General features: G+C 70.9%; 20 protein-coding genes and 1 tRNA gene. 8 read left to right on the forward strand and 13 right to left on the reverse strand.

Features of this window, described 5'->3' with window-relative positions; all coding sequences use genetic code 11:
- Positions 1-252: 252 nt before the first annotated feature.
- The 8 genes from QZ607_RS23145 to QZ607_RS23180 form a co-directional block, all read right to left on the reverse strand.
- Positions 253-1,152: a class II glutamine amidotransferase gene (locus QZ607_RS23145; RefSeq protein WP_295887885.1), complete on the reverse strand. Its 900-nt coding sequence runs from the start codon at positions 1,150-1,152 to the stop codon at positions 253-255.
- A 316-nt stretch (positions 1,153-1,468) separates the two neighbouring features.
- On the reverse strand, positions 1,469-2,377 hold the full coding sequence (locus QZ607_RS23150) for a transporter (RefSeq protein WP_295887887.1): 909 nt from the start codon (positions 2,375-2,377) through the stop codon (positions 1,469-1,471).
- A 512-nt stretch (positions 2,378-2,889) separates the two neighbouring features.
- Positions 2,890-3,225 (reverse strand): hypothetical protein, encoded by a 336-nt coding sequence (locus QZ607_RS23155; RefSeq protein WP_295887891.1) that lies wholly within the window; start codon positions 3,223-3,225, stop codon positions 2,890-2,892.
- A 258-nt stretch (positions 3,226-3,483) separates the two neighbouring features.
- The gene (locus tag QZ607_RS23160; RefSeq protein ID WP_295887894.1) at positions 3,484-3,804 is read right to left on the reverse strand and encodes a DUF1244 domain-containing protein; all 321 of its coding nucleotides are present in this window, start codon (positions 3,802-3,804) and stop codon (positions 3,484-3,486) included.
- Positions 3,805-3,891: 87 nt separating this feature from the next.
- Entirely contained in the window at positions 3,892-5,010 is a 1,119-nt protein-coding gene (gene ribD, locus QZ607_RS23165) for a bifunctional diaminohydroxyphosphoribosylaminopyrimidine deaminase/5-amino-6-(5-phosphoribosylamino)uracil reductase RibD (protein ID WP_295887936.1), read from the reverse strand.
- Between the two features lie 26 nt (positions 5,011-5,036).
- Positions 5,037-5,564 (reverse strand): transcriptional regulator NrdR, encoded by a 528-nt coding sequence (nrdR, locus tag QZ607_RS23170; protein ID WP_295887897.1) that lies wholly within the window; start codon positions 5,562-5,564, stop codon positions 5,037-5,039.
- Positions 5,565-5,606: 42 nt separating this feature from the next.
- Positions 5,607-6,872 carry a serine hydroxymethyltransferase gene (gene glyA, locus QZ607_RS23175; protein WP_295887900.1) on the reverse strand — a complete coding sequence of 422 codons (1,266 nt, stop codon included), beginning with the start codon at positions 6,870-6,872 and terminating at the stop codon, positions 5,607-5,609.
- 296 nt (positions 6,873-7,168) lie between these two features.
- A tRNA-Ser gene (locus QZ607_RS23180) sits at positions 7,169-7,258 on the reverse strand.
- A gap of 391 nt (positions 7,259-7,649) precedes the next feature.
- Here QZ607_RS23180 and QZ607_RS23185 point away from each other — a divergent pair.
- The 3 genes from QZ607_RS23185 to asnB all read left to right on the forward strand — a co-directional run bounded on the left by QZ607_RS23185 (position 7,650) and on the right by asnB (position 10,523).
- Positions 7,650-8,315, forward strand: coding sequence for a Bax inhibitor-1/YccA family protein (locus tag QZ607_RS23185; protein WP_295887904.1), 666 nt, complete (start codon positions 7,650-7,652; stop codon positions 8,313-8,315).
- A 114-nt stretch (positions 8,316-8,429) separates the two neighbouring features.
- Positions 8,430-8,615 (forward strand): hypothetical protein, encoded by a 186-nt coding sequence (locus QZ607_RS23190; RefSeq protein WP_295887907.1) that lies wholly within the window; start codon positions 8,430-8,432, stop codon positions 8,613-8,615.
- A 54-nt stretch (positions 8,616-8,669) separates the two neighbouring features.
- Complete coding sequence (gene asnB / locus QZ607_RS23195) at positions 8,670-10,523, forward strand: asparagine synthase (glutamine-hydrolyzing) (RefSeq protein ID WP_295887909.1); 1,854 nt, start codon at positions 8,670-8,672, stop codon at positions 10,521-10,523.
- A gap of 80 nt (positions 10,524-10,603) precedes the next feature.
- Here the strand turns inward: asnB and QZ607_RS23200 are convergent, their stop codons facing one another.
- Positions 10,604-11,770 (reverse strand): general secretion pathway protein GspB, encoded by a 1,167-nt coding sequence (locus QZ607_RS23200; protein WP_295887916.1) that lies wholly within the window; start codon positions 11,768-11,770, stop codon positions 10,604-10,606.
- Positions 11,771-11,803: 33 nt separating this feature from the next.
- Positions 11,804-13,912 carry an AAA family ATPase gene (locus tag QZ607_RS23205; protein WP_295887917.1) on the reverse strand — a complete coding sequence of 703 codons (2,109 nt, stop codon included), beginning with the start codon at positions 13,910-13,912 and terminating at the stop codon, positions 11,804-11,806.
- 232 nt (positions 13,913-14,144) lie between these two features.
- Between QZ607_RS23205 and QZ607_RS23210 the strand changes: the two genes are divergently transcribed.
- The 4 genes from QZ607_RS23210 (at position 14,145) to QZ607_RS23225 (ending at position 19,497) form a co-directional block, all read left to right on the forward strand.
- Entirely contained in the window at positions 14,145-15,374 is a 1,230-nt protein-coding gene (locus QZ607_RS23210) for a CapA family protein (protein WP_295887919.1), read from the forward strand.
- A gap of 26 nt (positions 15,375-15,400) precedes the next feature.
- A complete protein-coding gene (locus tag QZ607_RS23215; protein ID WP_295887921.1) occupies positions 15,401-16,351 on the forward strand; it encodes a glycosyltransferase family 2 protein in 951 nt (316 codons plus the stop codon).
- Positions 16,348-18,189, forward strand: a complete 1,842-nt coding sequence (locus QZ607_RS23220; protein WP_295887923.1) for an asparagine synthase-related protein — start codon at positions 16,348-16,350, stop codon at positions 18,187-18,189. Before QZ607_RS23215 ends, QZ607_RS23220 begins: the two co-directional genes overlap by 4 nt.
- A gap of 138 nt (positions 18,190-18,327) precedes the next feature.
- Entirely contained in the window at positions 18,328-19,497 is a 1,170-nt protein-coding gene (locus QZ607_RS23225) for a glycosyltransferase family 4 protein (RefSeq protein WP_295887927.1), read from the forward strand.
- Between the two features lie 125 nt (positions 19,498-19,622).
- On the opposite strand, the gene QZ607_RS23230 is transcribed toward QZ607_RS23225, so the two are convergent.
- The 3 genes from QZ607_RS23230 to QZ607_RS23240 all read right to left on the reverse strand — a co-directional run bounded on the left by QZ607_RS23230 (position 19,623) and on the right by QZ607_RS23240 (position 22,822).
- Positions 19,623-20,483: an HAD-IIA family hydrolase gene (locus tag QZ607_RS23230; protein ID WP_295887929.1), complete on the reverse strand. Its 861-nt coding sequence runs from the start codon at positions 20,481-20,483 to the stop codon at positions 19,623-19,625.
- Positions 20,484-20,808: 325 nt separating this feature from the next.
- Positions 20,809-21,390: a DUF3501 family protein gene (locus tag QZ607_RS23235; protein WP_295887931.1), complete on the reverse strand. Its 582-nt coding sequence runs from the start codon at positions 21,388-21,390 to the stop codon at positions 20,809-20,811.
- Positions 21,391-21,487: 97 nt separating this feature from the next.
- Complete coding sequence (locus tag QZ607_RS23240; protein WP_295887932.1) at positions 21,488-22,822, reverse strand: heterodisulfide reductase-related iron-sulfur binding cluster; 1,335 nt, start codon at positions 22,820-22,822, stop codon at positions 21,488-21,490.
- Positions 22,823-23,390: 568 nt separating this feature from the next.
- Here QZ607_RS23240 and QZ607_RS23245 point away from each other — a divergent pair.
- The gene (locus tag QZ607_RS23245) at positions 23,391-24,281 is read left to right on the forward strand and encodes a DUF4351 domain-containing protein (protein ID WP_295887934.1); all 891 of its coding nucleotides are present in this window, start codon (positions 23,391-23,393) and stop codon (positions 24,279-24,281) included.
- Positions 24,282-24,384 lie beyond the last annotated feature (103 nt).

The raw sequence follows: 24,384 nt of genomic DNA on the forward strand, positions 1-24,384 counted from the left end.
TACCTTTGGCTACCGGGCCTTGGCATACCCGGACACGGACTTACACCGTGCTGACAGTGCGCCCTCACGGGCGTACGGCCGCCGACTTCCAGTCGGCCTCCCTGGGGCCGCCGACTTCCAGTCGGCGCATGCCGCGCTGCGGCACCCCGCTCCCGCCGCCGGCAGCCGGCCGCCCTCGCCGGCACCCGCCTGCATCGCGCCGTCCGGCTGCCCGCCGAGTGAAACTCGGCGCCCCAGGCGCGCCGCAGCGCTTCACTGACAGCCAAGTGCGTCCACGCCCTCGCTTACGGGTGGCTCCGGCTGGCCAGGCGCCGTGGCCGCAAGCTGCTCGGGTGGCGCCTGGACGCCATCGGCGTTGAAGCAGCCGCCGTTCGACAGGGCGATGAGCTCGCCCTCGCCGAGGGGCTGCCAGAGCTCGTCGGTGAGCGGCGTGCTCGCCACCAGGGCCACGTCCTGGCGTATGGTCTGCAGCTCGACGCCGCTGTCCGCCAGCTCCGGCGCGGAGCGCCAGCAGCAGCGCTGAAGCAGATAGAGCCCCGGCGCGCGAATGCGCCCATCGCGCTGGGTGCGCCGGTCCGCATGCACGAACAGCGCATCACCGTCGGCGTAGAGGAAGTTCGACGGGCCCAGGCGGCGCCATTCCGCGGCATGCGCGGCGAGCACCCCAAACCGCTCGGACAGCGCCGGCACCGCCCCGCAGGCGTCCCGCCACAGGGGTGCGAGGCCTGTGAGCAACGCGCAGAAGGCGCGCTCGGAGTCCGTATCGCCCACCGGCCGGAAGGGCGCATGCGGGTCGTCCGGCTGCTCCAGCAGCGCCGGCAGGTCGCCGTTGTGGGCGAACACGTGCATGCGCCCGCCGAACTCGCGCAGGAAGGGCTGGGTGTTGCGCAGGGAGCGGTTGCCGAAAGTGGCGAGCCGGATGTGCGAGAGCGCCATGCGGGTGCGCAGCCCCTGCTGCTCCATGAAGCGCATCAGCGGGCTTTCACTGGCGGGACGCGGCTCGCGCAGCAGCAGGCAGTCCGGACCCTCGTAGAAGGCGATCCCCCAGCCGTCGCGGTGCGGGCCCTCGGCGCCGCCGCGCCGGGCCAGACGCTCCAGCGAGAAGCTGAGCGTGGCCGGCATCCGGGAGGACATGGCGAAGAGCTCACACATGGCGGTTTACCACGACTGAAACCCGCCGATTCTGGGGGATGGCGGCGGCGCTGACAAACGCCGTCGCGACCCGCGGCCGCGCCCACAGGCGCAACGGTGCGCCACAGGGCACGCACCAGCCACCGCAGCACCGCCTGGAGCGCCCCTTGCCTGTCGCCCGCAGTGGAATGCCCGTTAGACTAACGCAACGCTGCGTAAAACCTATCTCCGGGCGATGATTTGCCGCGGGCGGCCTCGCGTCCCCCGACTCCGGCGTCCGACTGACGTCGGCGCACCCGGTGACGGGATCAGAAGCGCGGCCGGCAGTGGGGGGTTGTCAGAAGCGCACGTCGAAGGTCGCCCCGGCGAAGGGTGCCTCTTCCACGTCCGTGCGCTCCAGGAGCTCGCCATGGCTGTCTTCCAGGCGCAGCGACCCGTTCAGCTCCACGCCCAGCACGCCGCGCAGCCGCCCGACCCTGCCGAGCTTGCGCGTGACGGCGATGTAGATGGGCGTGGAGGTGGCCTGACCGATGCCGTCGGGGGCCACGCCGCGGTCATCGAGCCGGAAGCGGTCTTTCTCGTAGCGTCCACCCAGGCTCACGGACCACTGGTCGTTGGCCGCCCAGTCGAAGGCGAGTCCGGGGCCGCGCGAGGCGCCCAGGCCCCGGCCGGTGCGGAAGCTGAGCCGGTCGGTGATCTTCCAGTCCACGGCGAGGATGGGAAAGAAATCCGTGTCGTCCTCCAGCTCCGAGAAAACGCCCACGCCGGGGCCGATGCTGAGCCGGTCGCTGAACTTGTAGCTCGCCGCCGTGAGCAGGCCGGCGATCTGCCCGTCGCCCAGGTCCGCGCCGTCCTCCGCATTCCAGCGCAAAGTCGGTATGGCGAAGACATCCCAGCGCTCCGTGGGCCGCCAGAAAAGCGAGCCGCTGACACGCGCCTCGCGCACATCGTCCCAGGGACGCAGCCCGCTGAAGTCGCCGGTGCCGGAGAAGCGGTAACGCTGCTCGCCGAGACCGACCGACAGACCGAGACGCAGATCGTCGCTGAATGCGCGGCGCCCGGCGAGGCGCACGGACCAGGCATCCACCGCCAGCTCGCCGCCGCTGTCGAGGCCCACCTCGTCACCGAACAGGGCACCCGCCTCCAGCGCCAGTCCCAGCCCGCGGCCGGGCGGCTGCGCGAGGCCGTCGGCGGAAACGAACAGGACCGCCAGCAAGGGCAACAGGCGAAGCGGATGAGCCAGCATGACAGTCAGAGCAAACAACCAGCTGAGGACTACGGAAAAGAGACACAAGGGCGTGCACCCGGGTTGCGTCCGCGGCGGCAACAGCGGAAAAGCAACACACGTTGCAATTATGGACCATTTCGGCCTCAGGTGGTTGCACAAGCCGTCAAAAACGGGCCCGACTGCGCCCGGACAGGTTGCAGCAGAGCTGTCGTCAAAGATCTCAGAAGTGCAATTGTGGCTTCTACTTAGGTAGTTGCCCTAGGTGCCACAGTCTGTGGGCAGACTCGCGGGTACGGTGCAGATGCCGCCCGCAGAGCGCGCGACGGGTTGATGGGGGAGTGCGGAAAGTGCAGGTGAATGCGGGAGGCGCGGCGGACACCGAAGCCGGTGACGGACGCCTTCGTCGTCGGCCGCTCACAGCTGTACTGCGTGGGACGCAGCCCAGGGCGGGTGGAGAGGCTCCGACCCGCTGCGGGGCAGTGCGGGCCGCGCCCGGGTCAAGACACCCGGCGCGCGGTACCCGCGTCGGCTCAGTCGGTCAGGGCGATCCGACCCTCGTTGAAGGCTTTGAAGTAAGCGCTGTTACCCAGGTGCTCGGTAAGCTCACCGGAGGCAAGCCGCTCCACGGCCTGCTCGATCTCGGCGCTCGCAAAGCGCCCGCTCGGCGACACGGCGCCGTTGATACAGGGCTCCAGCTCCGCCTCCAGCGGCTTGTGGTGGAGCTGCACCAGCAGATTCTCGGCCTCCAGCTCCAACGCGATGCGCTGCTGACGCTCGGCGAGCGTCTCGGACTGGGCGGCGGGCGCCGCGAGCAAACCAAGTGACAGGGCCACCGGGGCGGCCAAGGCGATCAGGGAAGCGTGCATGTCAGTAACCTGAGGTTAGTATTTAATGGTTTTCTAATATACTGATGAAGCATCCCTGAGTCAACACGTCAGGAATCATCCGCCTGCCACACCACCCGTCTGCGCCTGACACGCCACCCGTCGGCACTGCCGCATCGGCCCCGGTCGCACCGGATTCGGCGCGGAGACCCCTACGTCAAGACGGACCCGGTGCACCGGCCGCGGCGCGAGGGCGCATTGCGCCGGCCCATGCCGGCGACCTGGCCCGGGCACTCGGTCCTAGAGCTCCGGGATGTCGATGACGGCGTGCTGCGAGGCGGTTTCCTGGTAACGGCGCTTCTGCTCCGGCGTGGCTTCCCGCTGGTATTTGTCCTTCCACTCGCCGTAGGGCATGCCGTAGATGGCCTCGCGGGCCTCGTGGTCGGACATCGGGACGCCGCGCTCGCGGGCGGCGGCCAGGTACCACTTGGACAGACAATTGCGGCAGAAGCCGGCGAGGTTCATGAGGTCGATGTTCTGCACATCGGTGCGCTGCTGAAGATGCGCGACCAGGCCGCGGAAGGCGGCGGCTTCAATCTCGAGACGGTCTTGATCGGTCATGTGGCTCTCCTCGGCGAGCGGCCCCGTTTGGGTGGACTGCCGCGGACATGGAGGGTCACCGGCCCGGGACCAAGGCCGCTTGCCTGCTCAGTCGCCGCCTGAGGCCAGGCCCCTGGCCGGGCACAGGGTGAGCCGCAGGTCGGGGCCGACCCGCCGCAGGTCGCGGATCTGGAGCCCAAGCCGCTGCTCCATCCGCTCAAGGCCGGGCAGGTGGAAGAGCCCGCGGGCGGCGTCGCCCATCAGGTGCGGGGCGAGGTAGAGCACCAGCTCGTCCACCAGGCCCAGGTCCATGGCGGCGCCGGCGAGGGTGGGACCGGCCTCGATGAGCACCTCGTTGATCTCGCGCTCGGCGAGGTAGCACAGCAGCAGGTGCAGATCGACGCGGTCTTGGGGGTCCGGCGGGAACACGCGCACCTCGGCGCCCACGGCATTGGCCCGGGCGATGGCCTTGGGGCTCTCCTCGCAGGTGGCGATGAGGGTGGCCCCGGGCAGGCTCAGCATGCGTGCGTCCGAGGGCATGCGCAGGCGGCTGTCCACCACCACCCGCAGCGGCTGGCGCGGCAGCTCGTCCGGCCACAGCGCGGCAAATTCCTCCGGGTCCAGGCGGACGTTCATGTGCGGGTCGTCGGCGAGGACGGTGCCGATACCGGTGATGACGGCGGACGAGCGGGCCCGCAGCCGGTGCACATCCCGGCGGGCGTCGGCGGAGGTGATCCACTTGCTCTCGCCGCTGGCCATGGCGGTGCGCCCGTCCAGGCTCGCCGCGAGCTTGCAGCGCACATAGGGCAGGCCGCCGCGCATGCGCTGCTCGAAGCCCGGGTTCAGCGCGCGGGCGTCGGCCTCCAGCACGCCGGTGGTGACCTCTACCCCGGCCGCGCGCAGCCGGCCGAGCCCCTTGCCGCGCACCATGGGGTTCGGGTCCTCCATGCCGACGACGACACGGGCCACGCCGGCCGCGAGCAGCCCGTCGGTGCAGGGCGGCGTGCGTCCGTAATGGCAGCAGGGCTCCAGCGTGACATAGGCCGTGGCACCCCGGGCGCGCTCGCCGGCGGCCTCGATGGCATTGCGCTCGGCGTGGGGCTCGCCGGCCCGGCGATGGAAGCCTTCGCCGACGATCTCGCCATCCTGCACCAGCACGCAGCCGACGCGGGGGTTCGGGTCGGTGGTGTACAGCCCGCGGCGCGCCAGCACGATGGCGCGGGCCATCATGCGTGCATCCTCGACGACGCGGCTCACGGCTTGTTGTTGCGCGGCGCCGGGTCCAGGCCCGCGAGCAGGTCCAGCTGGGCCTTCTTCTCCGCCGCGGTGGGCTGTTGCTTCAGGCGCTCGATCTCTTCGCGGAAGGCCTCCACGTCCTCGAACTCCCGGTACACGGACGCGAAGCGCACATAGGCCACCTGGTCCAGCTCGCGCAGCTCTTCCATCACCAGCTCGCCGATGCGCCGGCTGCTGACCTCCCGCTCGCCGCTGCCGAGGAGCTTGCGGTTGATGTGCGAGAGGGCGGCGTCGATCTGCTCCGTGCTGATGGGCCGCTTCTCCGCGGCCCGCATCATGCCGGAGCGCAGCTTGCGTCCGTCGAAGGGCACCCGGCTGCCGTCGCGCTTCACCACCCGGGGCAGGTTGAGCTCGGCGCTCTCGTAGGTGGTGAAGCGCTCGTCGCAGACCACGCAGCGCCGGCGCCGACGCACCTGGTCGCCGTCGCCGGACAGCCGCGAGTCCACCACCTTGGTGTCCTGGGCGCCGCAGTAGGGACAGCGCATCGGCGCAGGCCGGCTCGGAGGATCGCGGCGGTCAGCCGGCCGTCAGGCGGCGTCGCGGCGATACACCGGGAAGCGCGCGCAGAGCGCGAGCACCTGGCCCTTCACCTGCTCCAGGGTCGCCGCATCGCCGCGGGCGTCGATGACATCGCACATCCAGCCGGCAAGCTCCCGGGCCTCGTCCAGGCCGAAGCCGCGGGTGGTGATGGCCGGCGTGCCGACGCGGATGCCGCTCGTGACGAAGGGCGACTGCGGATCGTTGGGCACCGCGTTCTTGTTGACGGTGATGTTGGCGGCGCCGAGCCAGGCGTCCACGTCCTTGCCCGTCAGGCCCTGGTCAATGAAGCTCACCAGGAAGAGATGATTGTCGGTGCCGCCGGAGATGACGTCATAGCCGCGGGACAGGAACACCTCCGCCATGGCCTGGGCATTCATGACGACTTGGCGCTGATAGTCCTTGAAGCTGGGCTCCAGGGCCTCTTTGAAGGCCACGGCCTTGGCGGCGATGACGTGCATCAGCGGGCCGCCCTGGGTGCCCGGGAACACCAGCGAGTTGAATTTCTTCGTGAGCTCCGGGTTCTCCTTCGCCAGGATCAGGCCGCCGCGCGGGCCGCGCAGGGTCTTGTGCGTGGTGGTGGTGACCACGTCGGCCACGGGCACCGGATTCGGGTAGACGCCGGCGGCCACCAGCCCGGCCACGTGGGCCATATCCACCAGCAGGTAGGCGCCGACGCTGTCTGCGATGTCGCGGAAGCGCTGCCAGTCCACCACGCGGGAATAAGCGGAGAAGCCGGCGATGATCATGCGCGGCTGGTGCTCCTTCGCGAGGGCGTCCACCTGCTCGTAGTCGATCTCGCCGGTGTCGGCGTGGATGCCGTACTGCACCGCGTGGTAGATCTTGCCGGAGAAGTTGGGCTTGGCGCCGTGGGTCAGGTGGCCGCCGTCGGCGAGGCTCATGCCGAGCAGGGTGTCGCCGGGCTGGCACAGCGCCATGAACACCGCGGCATTGGCCTGGGAGCCGGAGTGCGGCTGCACGTTGGCGTAGGCGGCGCCGAACAGCTGCTTGGCACGCTCGATGGCCAGATTCTCCGCCACATCCACGTACTCGCAGCCGCCGTAGTAGCGCTTGGCGGGGTAGCCTTCCGCGTATTTGTTGGTGAGCACCGTGCCCTGCGCCTCCATGACCCGGGGGCTCGCGTAGTTCTCGGATGCAATCAGCTCGACGTGCTCCTCCTGCCGGCGCTCTTCGTCGCGGATGGCCCGGGCGAGGTCGTCGTCATAGCCTGCGATCTGCATGTCGGTGTCGAACATGGGGGTTGCCTCCGTGGGTCTGGTTTGGGGGGGCGGTGCAGCCGTGCCGGGGTCGGGAGCCGGCCGCACGGCGTCAAGCTGTGTGCCGATGTTAGGGTCGGACCACCCGTAGACGCCGCGGTTTCGGCGCCGATGCGGTTGCTCGGCGTTGCTCCCGAGTCGCGCCGGAGCCTGTCGTGAGGGGCGGGCGGGCCGTTGGACGCGTGGCCCCCTGTCTGAACGGGCGTCTGCATCCGGCGTCTGCGTCGGGTCTTTCAAGCCCAGCACAGGCCGGCGGCTGCGAGGTTGGGTCTGGTTGGCGGAGAGGGTGGGATTCGAACCCACGGTGGGCGCAAACCCACGCCGGTTTTCAAGACCGGTGCATTCAACCGCTCTGCCACCTCTCCGAGCGGATGGCGCTTCGGCGCCGACGCTGCCACCGCGGACGCCGCCCGCTGCGGCCGGCCCCCGACAACCAAACCCGGTCCAAGGGCCGGCGCGAAGGCGTTGACAACGCCGTGGAAGCCCACATCAACGCACTAGGGTAACCCAAACCGGCGTCGATCACGAGTGCGCAGCACGGTGCATCGGTCGTCTGCCATGACCCGCTGCGCACCGGATCGCGCGCCCGGACTGCTGAAGCCTCCCGCGCCAGCCCGGCGCGATCGGCAGCGCCGGCGGGCTTGCATGCGCCGCCGACTTGGGTATGCTGCGGCTGCAATCGGACGTGCACGGCCTGAGGCAGGTTGTGCGTCTGCGACCGCTTTCCAACTGAAACTTGAGGAGTGAGTCATCACCATGGCCAACCAGTACTCCATCGCCCGGTCACAGCAGACCGTGCTCGAAACCAACAAGGTGTTGAAGAACACCTATCTGCTGCTCGCCGCGACGCTGGGCTTCAGCGCGCTGACGGCAATGCTCTCCATGGCCCTCGCGGTGCCGCCGTGGATGTACATGGTGTCGGTGATCGTCGCCATGGTGCTCGGCATCTTCGTGCTGCCGCGCACCGCGGAGTCCGCCACCGGCATCGGCGTCATCTTCGGCATCACGGGCCTGCTCGGCTTCGGCCTCGGCTCCATCCTGAGCATGTACCTGGCGCTGCCCAACGGCCCGAGCATCATCGCCACCGCCTTCGGCGGCACGGCGCTGATCTTCCTGGGCCTGTCCGGCTATGCCCTGACCAGCAAGACGGACTTCAGCTTCATGGGCGGCTTCCTGTTCGCCGGCATGATGGTGGTGGTGGTCGCCATCATCGCGAACCTCTTCCTGAGCATGCCGGCGCTGTCGCTCGCCGTCTCCGGTGCCATTATCCTGCTGATGAGCGGGTTCATCCTGTTCGACACCAGCCGGATCAAGAACGGCCATGAGACCAACTACATCATGGCCACCTACGGCATCTACCTCAGCATCTTCAACATCTTCATCGCGCTGTTGCAGATCCTGGGGATCATGGGCGACGAGTAAGCCACCCGCGGGCGCTTCTCGACGCCCGCCGGCTCACCGCCGCGTGCCCGGCCCGGCCTGCCGCGCCGGGCTTTCTTTTGCCACCATTTCCACCCGTCTTCCAAGGATATCGCCATGGAGCTCTTCCTGAAGATCGCCGCCGCCGGCGTGATGATCATGCTGCTCTTTTATCTCTGGCCCGCCTTCAAGCAGTGGCAGGAGCACGGCCCCAAGGCCGAAAAAGGCGACTGGCAGGCGGCCATCCTGCCGCTGGCGGCCGTGGTGGGCCTGGTGGTGGTGCTGGTGCTGCTGGTGCGCTGAAGCCGCACGCCGACACCGCGAAGCCCGGTCCAACCGTCCCAAGGCACCTGCGCCATGTGCGGTATCGCCGGCCTCATCGGCCCTGCCGGCACCGACACGCCAGCGCGGCTCGAGGCCATGCTGGAGCGGCTCGTCCACCGCGGCCCGGACCATCGCGGCACCCTGGTCGATGGCCCCTTCGCGCTGGGCCACCAGCGGCTCAGCATCATCGACGTCTCCGCCGCCGCGCATCAGCCCATGCTGAGCGCCGACGGCCGCCATGCGCTGGTCTACAACGGCGAGCTCTACAACTACCGCGCCCTGCGCGATGAGCTGCGCGACGCCGGCATCGCCTTCCGCACCGACAGCGACACCGAGGTGGTGCTCGCTGCCTGGCTGCACTGGGGCGCCGACTGCCTTGCGCGCTTCAACGGCATGTTCGCCTTCGCCGTCGCCGATCTGGCGACGGGTGACTGGGCGGCGGCGCGCGACCGCTTCGGCATCAAGCCGCTGCACTATGCGGTGGTGGACGGCGTGCTGCTGTTCGCCTCAGAGGTCAAGGCCATCACCGCCGCGCTGCCGGCGCCGCCGGTGTTCCGGCGCGAGAAGCTCGCGGAGCTGCTGCTGTACCGCGAGGCCATCCGCCAGGACCTGCTGGCCGACATCCATACGCTGGAGCCCGGTCACCTGTTGCACCTGACCGGCGGCGACCCGGCGACGCTCGCGACCCAGCACTGGTTCCACGTCTCGGACCTGCCCGAGCCCGGCCGCGCCGCCGCGCTGGCACGGCAGTCTGTCGATGCGCGCCTGGATGCGCTGGAGCGCGTGCTGCAGGAGAGCGTCGAGCGCCATCTGGTGAGCGACGTGCCCGTGGGCAGCCTCTGCTCCGGCGGCGTGGACTCGTCGCTGATGACCGCGTTTGCCTGCCGGCTGCGCCCGGACGTGAGCGTGTACCACGTGGACATCGCCGACCACTCCGAGCGCCGCTGGGCCGAGCAGGTGGCCCGCCATCTGGACATCGACATCCATTACGACCGGCTGACGCGGGAGAACTATCTGGCGGGCTACATCGAGGCCATCTGGTACAACGACGCACCCCTGACCCATCCCCAGAACGTCCCCATTGCGCGCATCAGCGCCCTGGCCCGGGAGCACGGCTGCAAGGTGCTGCTCGCGGGCGAGGGGGCCGATGAGGGCTTCGGCGGCTACGACTGGCGCTATCGCCTGCGCTGGAACTGGCTGCGGCTGGCGCGCCGCACCGGGCTGCTCGCCAGGCTGTATCGCAAGGGCGTCTTTGCGCTGACCGGGCTGTGGCTTGAGCGGCCCCGTCACGATTTCATCTTCCGCGCTTGGGCCAACCCCACGGACGTGCTGGAGCAGGTGGCGGACGGCGGCTTCCGCGCCGCCCTGGAGCGCGACTGCCGCGCCGCCTACGGCTTCATCCAGGACGCCGCCGACCGCGAGGTCCAGGCGGCCATGACCGCGGACTACCGCGACTACATCGGCGCCATCGTGCACCAGCAGGACCGCGCCAGCATGCAGGCGGGCATCGAATCCCGGGTGCCCTTCCTCGACATCGAGGTGGCCCGCCTCGCGGCCAACCTGCCGCGCGCTGACAAGCTGAGCCGGCGCGAGTCCAAGCGGCTCATCAAGACCCTGGCCCTGCGCCACCTGCCGCGGGCCGTGGTGGAGCGCACCAAGATCGGCTTCGCGAGCCCGGCGGCGGACTATGTGCGCTCCCTCGGCGACGCCTGCTTCGCGGACGGCTTCCTGGCCCGGGAGGGGATACTCACCCCCGCAGAGACCCAAGCCCTGCTCACGCGCGACCCCGCCAACTTCACCCACATGCTCTATGGGCTCGAATTCTGGGGGCGCATGTTCTGCTGGGGCCAGTCACCGGCGGAGCTCAACGCACGCTTCATCGGCTGAAGCCCGCCCGCATGTCCCTCGGCAGGGCCGGCCCCGGGGACAGCCGGGCGAGCCACTGCGGCGACTGGGCACAGGCGCCGTCAGCGCCGCTGGAAGAAGCGCTCGCCGTCGTAGCTCAGCACCGCGCCGTCGGTGACCACCTGCTCCAGGGTGAGGCCCTCGCGGCTCTCCTGCCCCTCGGTGAGCTTGCGGCCGTTGATGTAAATGAAGCGCCGCGCGGCGTCGGTGTTGTAGACGTGCACCGTCATGGAGAAGGGCGGCAGGCGATTGCGCAGGTCGAGCGACGGCCGCGGCGGCAGGGACTCGGCCCGCGCGGCTGGCGCCGCCTGCGGCGCTGTCCGCGTCACCGCCCGGCGCGCCGGCAGACCGGGCGGCTCCGGCTCCGGCAGCGGCGGCGGTGCCGCGGCGGCGCGCTTGAGGACCTCCGGGTTGCGCTTACGCACCAGCTCTTTGAAGGCCTCGATCTCGGCGAGCACGTCGTCGGGGACAGGCGTCTGCTCGCTCGGCGCCGGGGCGCTGGACAACGGCTCCCCCGGCGGCGGCGGTCGCGGCAGATCCGCTGCACCCGCGCCCGGCGAGTCCACGGAAGCGGACACGCGCGCGCCGTCGCCGAGCACGGCCCGGCGCAGCTCCTCGGCGCCCCGCGGCAGGGGCTCGCCGTCACTGCCCGGGGCCGGCACCACCAGCACCTGGGGCTCCACGCTCAGGCTCTCCGGACCATCCAGTGGCGGGGCGCTCGCGGTGGTCGCGGGCGCCGCTGACGGCAGGGGCACGGGCTGCGGAGCGCCCTGAGGGCCGGTCTGTATCTCAGCGACGCTCGCCGGCGGCGCTGCGGACAAGGCCGGCTGCGATGGCCCGGCCGCGGCGGGGATCTGCCGCGCGGCGAGCTCGGGCGGCGGCTGCGGCGTGGCCGCCGGATCCGAGTAGCCCGGGCGGGCGCTCGCGGGGGCATCCTCCGATAAGGCCGCAGCCTGCCTGGTGCTCGCCGGCTCGCTTGTGGCCGTTGCAGCCAGCGGGCTCGATACCTGCGTGGCGTCTCCCGCCGGCGGCGCGTCGCCCAAGGCCCGCAGCAGCAGCACGGCCGCAATGCCCGCAGCGGCCAGTGCCGCCAGCAGGGCCAGATAGGCCCAGGGATGGCTGCGCTCCGCATGCACCGGCACATCGATGCCGAAGCCCTCCACCCGCGGCACGTCGCCGAGCTCGCGGTCGTTCTGGGACTTCTTGAGGGCTTCGAGGATGTAGGACATGGACGCGGGGGCCGGGGACCCTTGACCCCGTGGTCAGCGGGAGTGGGACAAACGCGGCACGTCCAGGTCCGCCAGGGCATTGCTCAGCATGATGAGCGTGCGCGGACCGGCGATGCCGTCGGCAATCAGCCCCTGTGCGTCCTGGAAGCGACGCACGGCGGCGGTGACGTCGGCATCATAGCGCGCCGGGTCCACCGTCAGCTCGCTGCCGGGCAGCAGCGCCAGGCGCTCGCGCAGCCAGGCGATGGCATCCGCCGGGTCGCGCACGCCGATGACACGGCCACCATAGGGCGGTGGGCGCCAGAGCATCAGGTAGTCGCCGGACCAGCGCTCGTCCAGGGCGGCGATGGGCACGCGCATGGCGGCGCCGTCCAGGTACAGCAGCGCATGCTCCTCGTCGAGGCCGCCGACGACGACGAAGCCCGCGCCGGACCCGGGCAGCCGGAGCTTCAAGGCCGCCGGCCGGTCGAACCGGCGCAGGTCCGACCAGCGGCCCTTGCTGCGCTCGCAGGCAAGCGCGAACGCAGGCACCGCGGCACAGTCCAGGAAGCGCACGCCGGGGGCGGTCTCGACCTGCCACAGCCGCAGCAGCTCGTCCACCACCGCGTCCTCCTTGATCAGGGCATCGCCGAGCCGGTCTGCCGCGAGCGTCGGCGCCTGGGGCGCGACCCGGGCGGTGGCGATGCGCGGCGGGCGGGCTTCCGCGGGGTCCTCCGCATCCGCCGCCGTCTCCGGGTCGGCTGCCGGCGTCGCTTCAGTGTCGGCGGCGGCCGGCAGCTGCGCCGCGGGCTCGCCCGGGGCCGCGGCTGCGAGCGCCTCCTCCGCACCGGCGTCCGCGCCGGCGTCCGTGTCCGCCTCCGCGGTGGTGGCAGCGGCGCTGTCCGCCTCCGGCGCGGCGCCGACGAGTGTCTCTGCATCGGCGAGGTCGGCTTGCGGTGTCTGCCCGGCAGCGTCCGGGTCAGCACCCGGCGCAGCGGGCGCGGCGACGGACGCAATGGGTGCCACTGAAGCGTCTGCGGCCGTCCCGGCGTCCGGCGTATCGGCCGCTGCGTCCGGATCGGCAGCGGATGCGCTCGTCTGCGCGAGCACGGACGCCGCCCCCGGCCCCACTGCATCGTCCTCGGCCACGCTCGGGTCCCTGGAGGGATCGGGATCGGCGTCGGGTCTCTGCCAGCCCACCGCGGCCAGCCATTGCGCGGGCACGGCCTGCACCCAGTCGGCGGGCAGGCGCTGCGGGAGGTCGGCGCCGCCGATCAAGACCCCGAGCCCCAAAGCCATCAGCACCGCCGCGGCCGTGGCCAGTGCGCTGCGCCGGCGCGGCAGCGCCGGGTCGGCGCGGTCGATCACCTCGCGGGCGGCGGCGTCGACAATGCCGGGGGTCACCTGCATGCGCCGCGACACCGCCGCACCCAGCAGGGCACGGTCGCAGAGCAGGTTGATGAGCCGCGGCACGCCCCGGGTGTGGCGGTGCACCCGCTTCAGCGCCCGCGGCGTGAACAGCGGGCGCTCGACACCGGCGACGGCGATGCGATGGTCCACATAGGCCGCCGTCTCCCTGGGGCCGAGCGGTGTCAGGTGATAACGGGCGGTGACGCGCTGATTCAGCTGGCGCAGGTCCGGGCTCGCCAGCAGCACCCGCAGCTCCGGCTGGCCGATGAGGAAGATCTGCAGGAGCTTCTGCTTGGACGTCTCCAGGTTGGTGAGCAGGCGGATCTGCTCCAGCACCTTCGGGCGCAGGTTCTGCGCCTCGTCGATGATGAGCACCGGGCGCCGCCCGCGCGCATGCGCATCCAGCAGGAAGCGGTTCAGGTGGTCGAGCATCGTCTTCACGGACGGCTCGCCCGACGGCAGCGCCACGCGGAACTCGTCGCAGATGGCATGCAGCAGCTCGGTGGCGGTCATAGCCGGGTTCAGCACCAGGGCCACGTCCACGCCCTCCGGCAGCTGTTCCAGAAAGGCGCGGCAGACGGTGGTCTTGCCGGTGCCCACCTCGCCGGTGAGCAGCACGAAGCCGCCGCCGCCCCCGGCACCGAACAGCAGGTGCGCCAGGGCCTCGCGATGCTGTCCGCTGAGGAACAGGTAGTGCGGGTCCGGCGTAATGGAGAAGCTGGGCTCTTTGAGGCCGAAGTATTTCGGGTACACGCTGCGCTCGCAATCACTGCCGCAGCCGCCGGTGCGCGCGCCACCGGCGCCAGCGCTGCAGGCGACTCCCATATCTACCGGGAATAGTAGAGAAAACCTGCCACCACTGCACCTGCTGCAAGCGTGTCCGCGGACCATCTGACCCGGAGCGCCGACCACGTGCAGCACCCGCCCGGGGTTCACGGCGCGCTATCATGCCGTTCCTGTTTCTGCCGCCCTGGAACCGACCCCTATGCCTGCCACCAACGAGCGCCCCCTGCGTCTTGCTGCCTGCGGCGACATCATGCTGCATGGGCGCTATCAGGACAACGCGGAGGCCGGCACGGCGGCGACCCTGTTCGAGCCCCTCGCGGCGCTGCTCGCGGACGCTGATCTCGTGGTGGGCAATCTGGAGACCCCCCTCACCACGGGGGGCACACCGCGCGCGGACAAGCTCTGCCTGCGCGGGCATCCGGACTATGCCCGTCACCTCGCCGCGGCGGGCGTCTCCGTCCTGAACCTGGCCAACAATCACTGCATGGACTTCGGCGCCGGGGCGCTCGCCGAGACGCGGGAGCTGCTGCGCGCCGCCGGCATCGCCTGCACCGGCGCCGGCGCCGACCTTCAGGAGGCGACGGCGCCCGTGATCGTCGAGCGCCACGGCATCCGCGTCGGCCTGCTCGGCGCCTGTGACCCCCTCACCAAGCCGGCACCGGCGGCCACGGCCGACACCGCCGGCATCGCGCCCCTGGCCGCCGATGCGGTCCTTGCGGCCGTGGACGCGCTGCGCCCGCAGGTGGACCAGGTGGTGCTGATGCTGCACTGGGGGCTTGAGTACAGCCCGCTGCCGACGCCGGAGCAGGTGGCCTTTGCCGACGCCGCCATCGCCCATGGTGTGTCCGTGATCCTGGGCCACCACAGCCACTGCATCCAGGGCGTGGTGGAGCACAAGGGCGCGGTGGTCGCCTACAGCCTTGCGAACCTCACCGACGACGGCGTGGACCTGAAGACGCCGCAGCGGCACTACCTGGCACCGCTCACCGACGTGGACCGGGAGTCCTTCCTGCTGCGGCTCGCGCTGCACAAGGAGCGCGTGGAGCTGCTGGAGCCGGTGCCGCTGTGGCTGGACGACAGCGGTCGCCCGACCGCGGCGACGGGTGACCGAGCGGACCAGATCCGCCGGCAGCTCGCCGAGCGCACCGAGCAGCTCGCCGGCACCGCGGACCTCGCGGCGTACTGGGCCGACAGCGTCATTGATCGGCGCGTGGCCGGGCCGCTCCTGTCCTGGTGGCGGGACGGCAGCCTGTGGGACAAGGTGCGCCGGTTTCGCCCCGGCCAGCTGGTGTCCGCCTGGCTGCTGCTGACCACGTATCTCAAAGTCCGTTTTTCCCGCGGCACCGACCGTTGGCTCCTGTACAACGAGCGCAACGACACCCGGCCCATGCCCGCCGTGCGCAGGCCGCACGACGACGACGCCCACTGACACCGAAGCCGCTGCGCAACCGGGCGATGTCGGCGCCGACCATCAGCACCATCATCCCGGCCCACGACGTGGCCGGCCACCTCGGCGCCTGCCTCGACAGCGTCACCGCCCAGCGCGGCCCGTTCCAGCACGAGGTCATCGTCGTGGACGATGCCTCCACGGACACCACGGCGCGGGTGGCGGCGGCCCATCCCGGTGTCCGGCTGCTGCGACTGCCCGTGAACAGCGGGCCCTCGGCCGCCCGCAACCTGGGCATCGAGGCCGCGTCCGGCGCGCTCGTCGCCTTTCTGGACGCCGACGACCTATGGCCGCCGGGGCGGCTCGCGGCGGGGCTCGCGGTGCTCAGCGCGCACCCGGACATCGGGCTGGTGTTCGGCGACTGCGCCCTGTTCGATGACCAGGGCGAGCGCCTGGCGTCCTTCTTCGCCGACGCCGGGCTGGACGAGCGCTTCTGGGGCGACGCGCTGCGGGTGGTGGATCAGGACCTGAAGCTGTTCCGGCTCAACTACATCCCCACCGGCGCGGTGCTGGTGCGTCGCGAGCACCTGCTGGCGGTGGGCGGCTTCGACCCCGCCCGGCGCCTGGTGGAGGACCTGGAGCTGTGGCTGCGGCTGGCGCAGGTCTGCGCCTTCGCCCACGTGCCCGCGGTGTGGCAGCACAAGCGCTGCCATGCGGCGAGCGCGTCCAACCGCCGCGAGGCCATGGCGCTCGCAAACCTGGAGGTGCTGGGCGGGCACTGGCGCCGCAGGCGCCCGGAGCTGCGCCGGCGCGGCCTGCGCATGCACGGCTACTTCGCCTACGAATACCTGCTGCTGGGCGACCTGCGCGCCCGCGCCGGCGACCTGCGGGGCGCGCGGCGCTGGTATCTGCGCGCGCTGCGCACGGCGCCGTCCCTGCGCGCGCTCTACCACTGGCTGCGGGCGCTGGCCCTGCGACCGTCCGTGCCGCCGCAGGCAGCACCCGGGGGTGAGCCGTGAACGCCCTGCTGGGGGCGGCGGGCCTTGGCACCGGCGAGCTCGCGCGGCTCGCGGACTGGGCCGAGCACCGGGGCGGGCTTGCACTGCACCCGCCCGGCGCCGGCCAGCACCCGCCCGGCGCCGCCCAGCATCCGCCCGGCGCCGCCCAGCACCCGTCCGGCGCCTTTGCGCTGTGGCGCTTCGGCACGCCGCTGGGGGGCCTGCGCAGCCTGCGCGCCGACGGCGTGCAGGCCTGGCTGCTCGGGGACCTGTTCCCATCCCCGCCGCCGGGAGCAGGGATGCAGGCTGATGGGACACCGCCGGACGCGATGCTGGACGCCTACCGCCGCCACGGCCATGGCTGGGTCTGGTCGCTGGCAGGTCAGCTCGCGCTGGTGCTTTGGGATGCCGCCCGCGGCGAGCTGGCGCTGTACCGGGACGACTCCAGCGCCCAGACCCTGTACTACCATCGCCTGCCGGGCGACGCCCTGGTGTTCTCGGACCGCCTCGATGCCCTGGTGCACTGCCCTCTGGTGCAAAGACGGCTGTCCCCGGACGGCCTGCACGAGTACCTGCGCCTGCTCGACATCACCAGCCCCAACACCATCTACGCCGGCGTGCAGAGCACTGAGCCCGGCGTGCTCTGTCTGTACGGCCGCCACGGGCTGCACCAGCGCCGCCCGGAGACCACGGCGCCCGCACCTGCAGCGCCGGACGGGGGGAGCGCACCCGGCCTGGACGCGGCGGCGGCGGCCCTGGACGAACTGCTGGCGCAGGCCGTGGCCGAGCGCACCGCGGACACCACGGCACCGGTGTGCTTTCTGAGCGGCGGCGTGGACTCGGCCTATCTCTGTGCGCTCGCGGCGGCGCAGAGGCTCGACGTCACCGCACTCACCGTCGGCTTTGCCGAGCCTGGCGCGGATGAGTCCGCGGTGGCCGCCGCCGTGGCCGGGTCGCTCGGGGTGCGCCACCGGGTCCTGCGCTTCTCCACCGCGGAGTATCAGCGCGCCTTCGCCGCGCTCGCCGGCGCTGAATACCCGTTCGCGGACCCGGCGGGTGCGCCCACGCTGCTGGCCTTCGAGCAGGCCCGCAACAGCGGCGACATCGCCCTGGACGGCACCGGCGCCGACACCCTGCTCGGCATCATGCCCGCCCGCCACCAGCGCCTCGCCGTGCAGTACGCGGCGCGCCTGCCGCGGCCGCTGCGCCGCGCCCTGGCCGGCGCCCTGGCACCGCTGCCGCGGCTGCGGAACTATCGCCCGCTTATGGATTTCGGCGACCCGGAGGAGGTGCTGATGCGCTGGGGCGGGTGGTCGCGGCGGGAGCTGGAGCGCCTGTGCGGGCGCCCCGTGGACCTGAGCGGCAGCCGCTTCTACCAGGTATTTCGCAGCTTTGCGCCCGGCGCGCACATGGCCTGCTACAGCGCGCTGATGGGCACCCTGCCGGATGACCGCATCCACGTGGCGGCTGGTCTGACGGGGCTGCGGGTGCGCTTTCCGTTCTTCGCCGACGGCGTCGGCAACTATGTGCAGGGGCTGCCGGTGGCGCTGCGCTGGGCGCCGGGTGAGACCAAGCGGGTGCTCAAGCACGCGCTGGCGCAGCGCGTTCCGCGCGCCCTCTGGGATGTGCCGAAGCACGGCTTCGATTTTCCCTTCGACAGCCTGCTGACGGCGGACGACCATGCCCTGCTGCGCGCGCACACGGACGCCGCGACCCTCGCCCGCCTGGGCTGCGCCGACACGGCGGCGCTGGCGCGCACGGTGGCGGCGTATCGGGCCGGCAGCCGGGCGCAGCGCTTTCGCGTCTGGGCCCTGGCGGTGCTCGGCGCCTGGCTCCAGCAGCATGATCTGTCCGCTTGACATAGTGGCGAGCGGCGTGCAAGCCCTGCTCATTCGCTCACACAAGCGTGGGGGTCGCGTTCCTGCGGTGTCGGCGACTCATGTACCATCTCCGGCACCGCCCAAAGATAACGCCGCCGGATGCCGGCACCGCGCACCTTGAACCCCGTCCGCATTCTGATGTTCGCGCGCTATCTGCCGCCCGAGTACAGCGGCGCGGCGGCGCAGGCGTTTCTGCTGGCGGGGCAGCTGCGGGCCCGCGGCCATCACGTGGAGTTCGCCACCCAGTCCTGGAACGGCCAGCGGCGCGACTATGTGGTGGACGGCTTTCCCGTGACGGCACTCGCCATGCAGCTGCGCGCCAGGCACCAGGAGTTCAGCGTCTGGCGCAGCCTGGCGGTGCACCTGTGGCAGCGCCGCCACGCCGTGGACATCCTGCACGGCCAGGGCGCCTACTACACCCAGAGCATCCTCGGGCCCTTCGGGCGACTGCTGGGCAAGCCGACGCTGGTGAAGGCCAGCCTGTCCCAGAACGACCTCTCCAGTCTGTCGCACTCCACCATCGCCCCGGTCCATCGGCGCTTCCTGCGCCTGGTGGACGCCTACGTGGCCATCAGCGAGGAGCTTCAGGCCGAGTTCGCCCAAAAGGGGCTGGCGGCGGAGCGCGTCTGGCATATCCCGAACGGCGTCGACACCGGCCGCTTCCGGCCCGTGGACGAGCAGCGCCGGCGTGAGCTCGCGGCCGCGCTGGACCTGCCCGCGGACCGGCCCATTGCGCTCTTCGTCGGCGTCTTCGACGAGCGCAAGCGCATCGCCTGGCTGCTGCGGGAATGGGTCGCCGCCAACGGCTTCGACACCGGCGTGCACCTGGTGGCGGTGGGCCCCACCAGCCGCGACAGCTATGGCGCGGCCCTGAAGCAGGAGCTGCACGACCTGGCCCGGGCGCACCCGGCGCTGCTCACGGTACGGGATTTCTCGGCGGACATCGTGCGCCACTACCAGGCCGCGAGCCTGCTGCTTTTCCCGTCGCTCAAGGAAGGCCTGCCGAACACGGTGCTGGAGGCCATGGCCTGCGGTCTGCCCTGCGTGGTGGCGCGGGCGCCCGGCTCGCAGGAGCTGGTGCATGACGGGGTGAACGGCGCCACCTTCGCCGTGGACGACACGGCGGAGCTGCGGGACGCCCTGCAGCGGGTGCTGCCGGCGCTGGCGCCGCTCGGGGCGCGCAGCCGGGAGATCGCCGTCCAGCACTACGCCATCGGCGCCATTGCGGATCGCTACGAGGCCCTGTATGCGCATCTGCTGAGTCAGCGCGGCGGTGGACACCCCTAGTGGCAGGCTGCGGAGAAACCTGAGGACACACCATTTCCGCCGGCGGACTGAAGTCCGCCTCCCCCGGGATGCCGACTGAAGTCGGCTTACCCAGGGGCGGCGTCGCTGTGTGCGGCGGCGACGGGCTAGCCGAGGAGGTGCTGCCAGGCCCGCAGCAGGCTGCCGAGGTCCGGGACATCCCAGTGCGGGGGCGGGATGTCCGCCGGCCAGGGCGCCTCGGGGGCGAAGCGCCCGGTGCGCACCAGCGCCGCCCGCATCCCCGCCCGCAGCGCGCCGGCGATGTCCGTATCCGGCCGATCACCCACCATAACGCAGGCCTGCGCCGGCAGACCCAGGCGCTCGCAGGCCATCTGGAACAGCGCCGGCTCAGGCTTGCCGATGACCACGGGCGAGACGCCACAGGCCGCCGCAAAGGGCGCGACCAGGGCACCGCCGCCGGGCAGGATGCGATGCGCACCGTCGCGGCTGTCGTCCACGGAGGTGTCCGGGTTGGTGACAACCAGCCGGGCGCCGCGCTTCAGGACCAGGTTGATGCCCGTGGTCAGGGTCTCGAAGTCGAGCCCGGGCCCCTCCCCCACCACCACGAAGTCAGCCTGCCCGGCATCCGGCACGCCGTGCTGGCGCAGGGCCGCATCCAGGCCCGCCGCACCCACCGCGTAGTAGCGGAAGCCGGGCCGCTCGCGCGCGAGCCAGCGCGCGGTGGCCTCGGCGGAGGTCAGGATCTGCTTGGGCCGCGGCCGGCCGAGCCCCATGGACGCAAGCCGCGCCGCCACCTCTGCCGGTGTGCGGATGGGATTGTTGGTGACGAAGAGGTGGGGCAGCGTCGCAATGCGCCGTAGGAAGGCCGCAGCGCCCGGCAGCGGCGTCTCGCCGTGGAAGAGCACGCCGTCCATGTCCAGCAGCAGGGCCGCGATGGGGGCTGCTGCCGAGGGCTGCCCGGGCTCGGGTGCGGACGGCGGGTTGCGTGGGACTTGGGGAGCGTTCAACCAAAGAAAGCGAAATCAGCGGCTTGCAGGAGATGCGTCGCAATTTTTCGGCGCGGCGCGGCACGGCTGGAAACTGGGCTGGATCAGCGGGGACCTGCGTGGTCCTGTGGGGTCAGCAGGCTTGCCGCGGCGCTCCAGCGGCGCTGCCCTGGAAGTCGTCGCGGCCGGGAGGCCGCTCCCACAGCCACAGTGGCTGCGCGGAAGACTTCGTGTGCCCTGGGAGCGACATGCTTGCCGGGCCGCTCCAGCGGGGCTGCCCTGGAGTCGCGGCCGGGAGGCCGCTCCCACGGTGGCCCATACATCCGCGCAGCGGGCGCGCGCGGGCTCAGGCGAGATCGGCGGCCAGGGCGGCACGACGGGCGTCGTCCAGCGTGACCTCGTAGCTGTATTCCGGATGGTCGATGCCCATGCGGATGGGGGCGCCCGACTTGATCGCCTGAAGGGTCGCGGCCGGCAGCTGGAAGCGCACGAAATGAACCGAAGAGGTCTTGTCCGCGTTCTCGCGCTCCAGGTCCTCATCGGCGATGGCGAAGACCTTGTCCTCGTCTCCCGCCTGCACCCAGACCTTGTCCTCGATGCCGATGAGCCGGGTGAGCGCGTCCCGGCGCTCGTCCACGTCCTCGTACTCCACCATGAAGGTGGCCTTCCAGTTGTCGCCGTCCGGGATCAGCGGGTTGTAGGCATCGAGCTCCTCCTGGATGCCCGCCGGCTCGAAGATGCGCTCAACGCGCAGCATCTCCTGGATCTGGTACTGCATGGTGAGCCGGTCTTCGAAGTAGAGCGTGGCGTGGGCGCCGATGGGCACCCGCCGCGCCTGCTTGTGGTCCATGACCTTGGCGCGGAACTCCGCACGCTGCACGGCGTACTGCTCCAGGCTGTAGAGGTCGTCGCGGGTCAGTGCTTGCATGGTGGCTCTCCGGGAGGCGTTGGGGGCATTGGGGCAGAGCGTTGGGGGGCCACAGGGTTTTTGGGGCTCGGGGCGAAGCGCCCGGCAGCCGCCCCCGTCACAGGCCGTAGGCGAGGCGCAGCAGGGTCATCGGGTGCTGCTGGCGGCCGTCCTCGCCGAGGGCGTGGGCAATGTGCGCGCCCGCCATGGGGCAGTCGCTGCCGAAGTGGTCCGCATTGGCCTGCTTCACGCGATTGGCCACCGGGCGGACGATCTTCATGGATGCGGCGTGGAACTCCTGCTTGACCGCATAGGTGCCGTCGTGGCCCGAGCAGCGCTCGATGATCTCCACCGTCGTGTCCGGCACCAGGGCCAAGGCCTCGCGGGTCTTCTGGCCGATGTTCTGCACCCGCTGATGGCAGGACGCCTGGTAGATGACCTTACCCAGGGGCCGCTCGAACGCGGTGTTGAGCTTGCCATGCTTGTGCCGCAGCATGAGGTATTCAAAGGGGTCGTACATGTGCGCCTTGACCGCCTGGACATCGGCGTCGTCCGGGAACATCAGCGGCAGCTCCTGCTTGAACATGAGCACGCAGGAGGGCACTGGGGCGACGATGTCCCAGCCCGCATCCACCAGGGCCTTGAGCACGGGGATGTTCGCCTGCCGGGCCTTGTCCACGGCGTCGAGGTCGCCCAGCTCCAGCTTCGGCATGCCGCAGCAGCGCTCCTTCTCGGCCAGGGTGACGGGGATGCCGTTGTGCTCGAAGACGGCAATCAGATCGTCGCTCACCCCCGGCTCGTTGTAATTGCCGTAGCAGGTTGCGAACAGCGCCACTTTGCCGGTGGTGGGCGCCGCCGGCTCGCCCTGCGCCTTGCGGCCGACCAGATGATGATGGCGCATGCGCAGCGTGCTGCTGTGGTACTCGGGCAGGCGCGCGGTCTTGTCCACCTTCAGCACGGACTCCATCAGCGCGCGGCCGGCGCCGCTGTTGAGCGTCGCATTGACGAGCCCGTTCACCACCGGAATGCCCGCCAGGCTGCCCACCAGGTCGGTGCTGGTGAGGAGCTTGTCGCGGCCCTTGGTCTCGCCCTTGCGGTACTTCACCGCCTTGGCGCGCAGCATCAGGTGCGGGAAATCCACGTTCCACTCGTGCGGCGGCACATAGGGGCACTTGGTCATGTAGCAGAGGTCGCAGAGGTAGCAGTGATCCACCACCTTGACGTAGTCGGCCTTGTCGACGCCGTCCACCTCCAGGGTCTCCGACTCGTCCACCAGATCGAACAGGGTGGGAAAGGCCTGGCACAGGCTCACGCAGCGCCGACAGCCGTGACAGATGTCGAACACGCGCTCCAGCTCTGCGTTGAGCGCGGCTTCGTCATAGAAGGTCGGGTTGCGCCAGTCGATGGGATGGCGCGTGGGCGCCTCCAGACTGCCTTCGCGAATGGTCGTCATGATGCTGCTCCTCGCTGTGGAGCCCGGCGCGGCCGGGCGCCGCGGGCGTTGTGGCGGAAACACCCCGCCGGCGGCCGGGTCTCAGGTTGAAGCTTAGTGCAACACCCGCACGGGATGCTAATGGGGCGGGTGGATCAAGCCGATAGACGCCGGGGATGGCAGCCACCAGCCGGCGCACAAGGCGGGCGGCGCCGGCCTCGGCGCCCGCGGGGTGCCCGGGTGGGCCCGGCGCCTACCCGGCGCCGGGTCCCGGATGCCGGACCAGCGCGTCCAGGCTCACAACCCGCGGCACCAACCGCCCGCTCGGTCCCTCCCGCATCGCCACCACCTGCCGGCACTGGTGCGGCCCGAGGCTGAAGTGGATCGGCCGGTCGGCACCCGCTTCACGGCCCATTGCGGCCAGCATCGATCAAACCCTGCATCAGGCGCGCACCAAGCCGGAGAGCCTCAGATTCTCGGATCTGCGCAAGCTGCGCCAAGGCGCAGGGTGGGCCAAGCGCCAGCGTGCACATCGTCCCCCTTGGCGGCGGCTCGCATCACCGAAGACGCATCGTGTATGCTGCCGGCCATGAGTCACGACCAGAACTTCAAGAACCTTGTGCTGGACTATCCGCACGCGGCGGCGTCCTTCTTCGCGCCCGAGGAAGCGGCGTCACTGACCGCCGACGTGCGCATCACGCCAGTGCGCGAGGAACAGCTGAAAGAGCGCCTGGACGAGCGCTTCCGCGAGCTGGACATCCCGCTCCTGCTGGAGTGGCCGGACGGACGCCGCGCCGCGCTGGTCTTCGTCATCGAGCAGCAGACCGCCGGGCGGGCGTTCTCCACTGTGCGGCTCGCCCACTACTGCCTCGATATCGCCGATCTGCTGCACACCCGCCGTGTCGTGCCCGTCGTGATCTTCCTGCGTGACCCGCCGCGGGAGTACCGCCTGACGCTGTCCGGCGACCGGGCCAACTATCTGGATTTCCATTTCATCAGCGCCGAGCTTGCGAGGATGCCGTACCTTCAGCACCGCCACAGCGGCAACATCGTCGCGCGCGTCAACCTGCCGAACATGGCGCACAATCAAGGCGAGCGCGTGCAGGTCTACGCCGACGCCATCCGTGGCCTCTTAACACTGGAGCAAGACGCGGACAAGCGGCTCAAGTACGCGGATTTTATCGACTATTATGCGATGCTCGACGAGGCGGAGCGGCAACGCTACCAAGCCGAGCATCCCACCGAGGCAACCGAGATGAAGACGATCTTTCAGCAAGCTCGCGAGGAGGGCATCCAGCAGGGCGTCCAGCAGGGCATCCAGCAGGGCGAGGCCCGTGCCCTGTTGCGGTTTCTGGAGCGACGCTTCGGCACGCTGCCGGAGCACGTGCGCCAACGCATCGACGGCGCCGATGCCGACACCCTCGACCGCTGGCTGGACCAAGCCGTGACCGCCGAGCATGTGGATGACGCGCTGCACTGACCCGCTCGCCACCGGCCCACCGCACGGGATAGGGGTAGGGAAGGCGTGCGCCTCCCCTCCCTCCGAACCGTGCGTGCGGTTCTCCCGCACACGGCTCTCCGGT

The sequence above is a fragment of the uncultured Thiohalocapsa sp. genome, assembly GCF_913063425.1.
Classification (GTDB): Bacteria; Pseudomonadota; Gammaproteobacteria; order Chromatiales; family Chromatiaceae; genus Thiohalocapsa.

What these genes read in the sequence shown, in the direction of transcription:
- QZ607_RS23145 (WP_295887885.1), bottom strand. Translation starts at nt 1,152, where the DNA reads ATGTGTGAGCTCTTCGCCATGTCCTCCCGGATGCCGGCCACGCTCAGC.
- QZ607_RS23150 (WP_295887887.1), bottom strand. Translation starts at nt 2,377, where the DNA reads ATGCTGGCTCATCCGCTTCGCCTGTTGCCCTTGCTGGCGGTCCTGTTC.
- QZ607_RS23155 (WP_295887891.1), bottom strand. Translation starts at nt 3,225, where the DNA reads ATGCACGCTTCCCTGATCGCCTTGGCCGCCCCGGTGGCCCTGTCACTT.
- QZ607_RS23160 (WP_295887894.1), bottom strand. Translation starts at nt 3,804, where the DNA reads ATGACCGATCAAGACCGTCTCGAGATTGAAGCCGCCGCCTTCCGCGGC.
- ribD (WP_295887936.1), bottom strand. Translation starts at nt 5,010, where the DNA reads ATGGCCCGCGCCATCGTGCTGGCGCGCCGCGGGCTGTACACCACCGAC.
- nrdR (WP_295887897.1), bottom strand. Translation starts at nt 5,564, where the DNA reads ATGCGCTGTCCCTACTGCGGCGCCCAGGACACCAAGGTGGTGGACTCG.
- glyA (WP_295887900.1), bottom strand. Translation starts at nt 6,872, where the DNA reads ATGTTCGACACCGACATGCAGATCGCAGGCTATGACGACGACCTCGCC.
- QZ607_RS23185 (WP_295887904.1), top strand. Translation starts at nt 7,650, where the DNA reads ATGGCCAACCAGTACTCCATCGCCCGGTCACAGCAGACCGTGCTCGAA.
- QZ607_RS23190 (WP_295887907.1), top strand. Translation starts at nt 8,430, where the DNA reads ATGGAGCTCTTCCTGAAGATCGCCGCCGCCGGCGTGATGATCATGCTG.
- asnB (WP_295887909.1), top strand. Translation starts at nt 8,670, where the DNA reads ATGTGCGGTATCGCCGGCCTCATCGGCCCTGCCGGCACCGACACGCCA.
- QZ607_RS23200 (WP_295887916.1), bottom strand. Translation starts at nt 11,770, where the DNA reads ATGTCCTACATCCTCGAAGCCCTCAAGAAGTCCCAGAACGACCGCGAG.
- QZ607_RS23210 (WP_295887919.1), top strand. Translation starts at nt 14,145, where the DNA reads ATGCCTGCCACCAACGAGCGCCCCCTGCGTCTTGCTGCCTGCGGCGAC.
- QZ607_RS23215 (WP_295887921.1), top strand. Translation starts at nt 15,401, where the DNA reads ATGTCGGCGCCGACCATCAGCACCATCATCCCGGCCCACGACGTGGCC.
- QZ607_RS23235 (WP_295887931.1), bottom strand. Translation starts at nt 21,390, where the DNA reads ATGCAAGCACTGACCCGCGACGACCTCTACAGCCTGGAGCAGTACGCC.
- QZ607_RS23240 (WP_295887932.1), bottom strand. Translation starts at nt 22,822, where the DNA reads ATGACGACCATTCGCGAAGGCAGTCTGGAGGCGCCCACGCGCCATCCC.
- QZ607_RS23245 (WP_295887934.1), top strand. Translation starts at nt 23,391, where the DNA reads ATGAGTCACGACCAGAACTTCAAGAACCTTGTGCTGGACTATCCGCAC.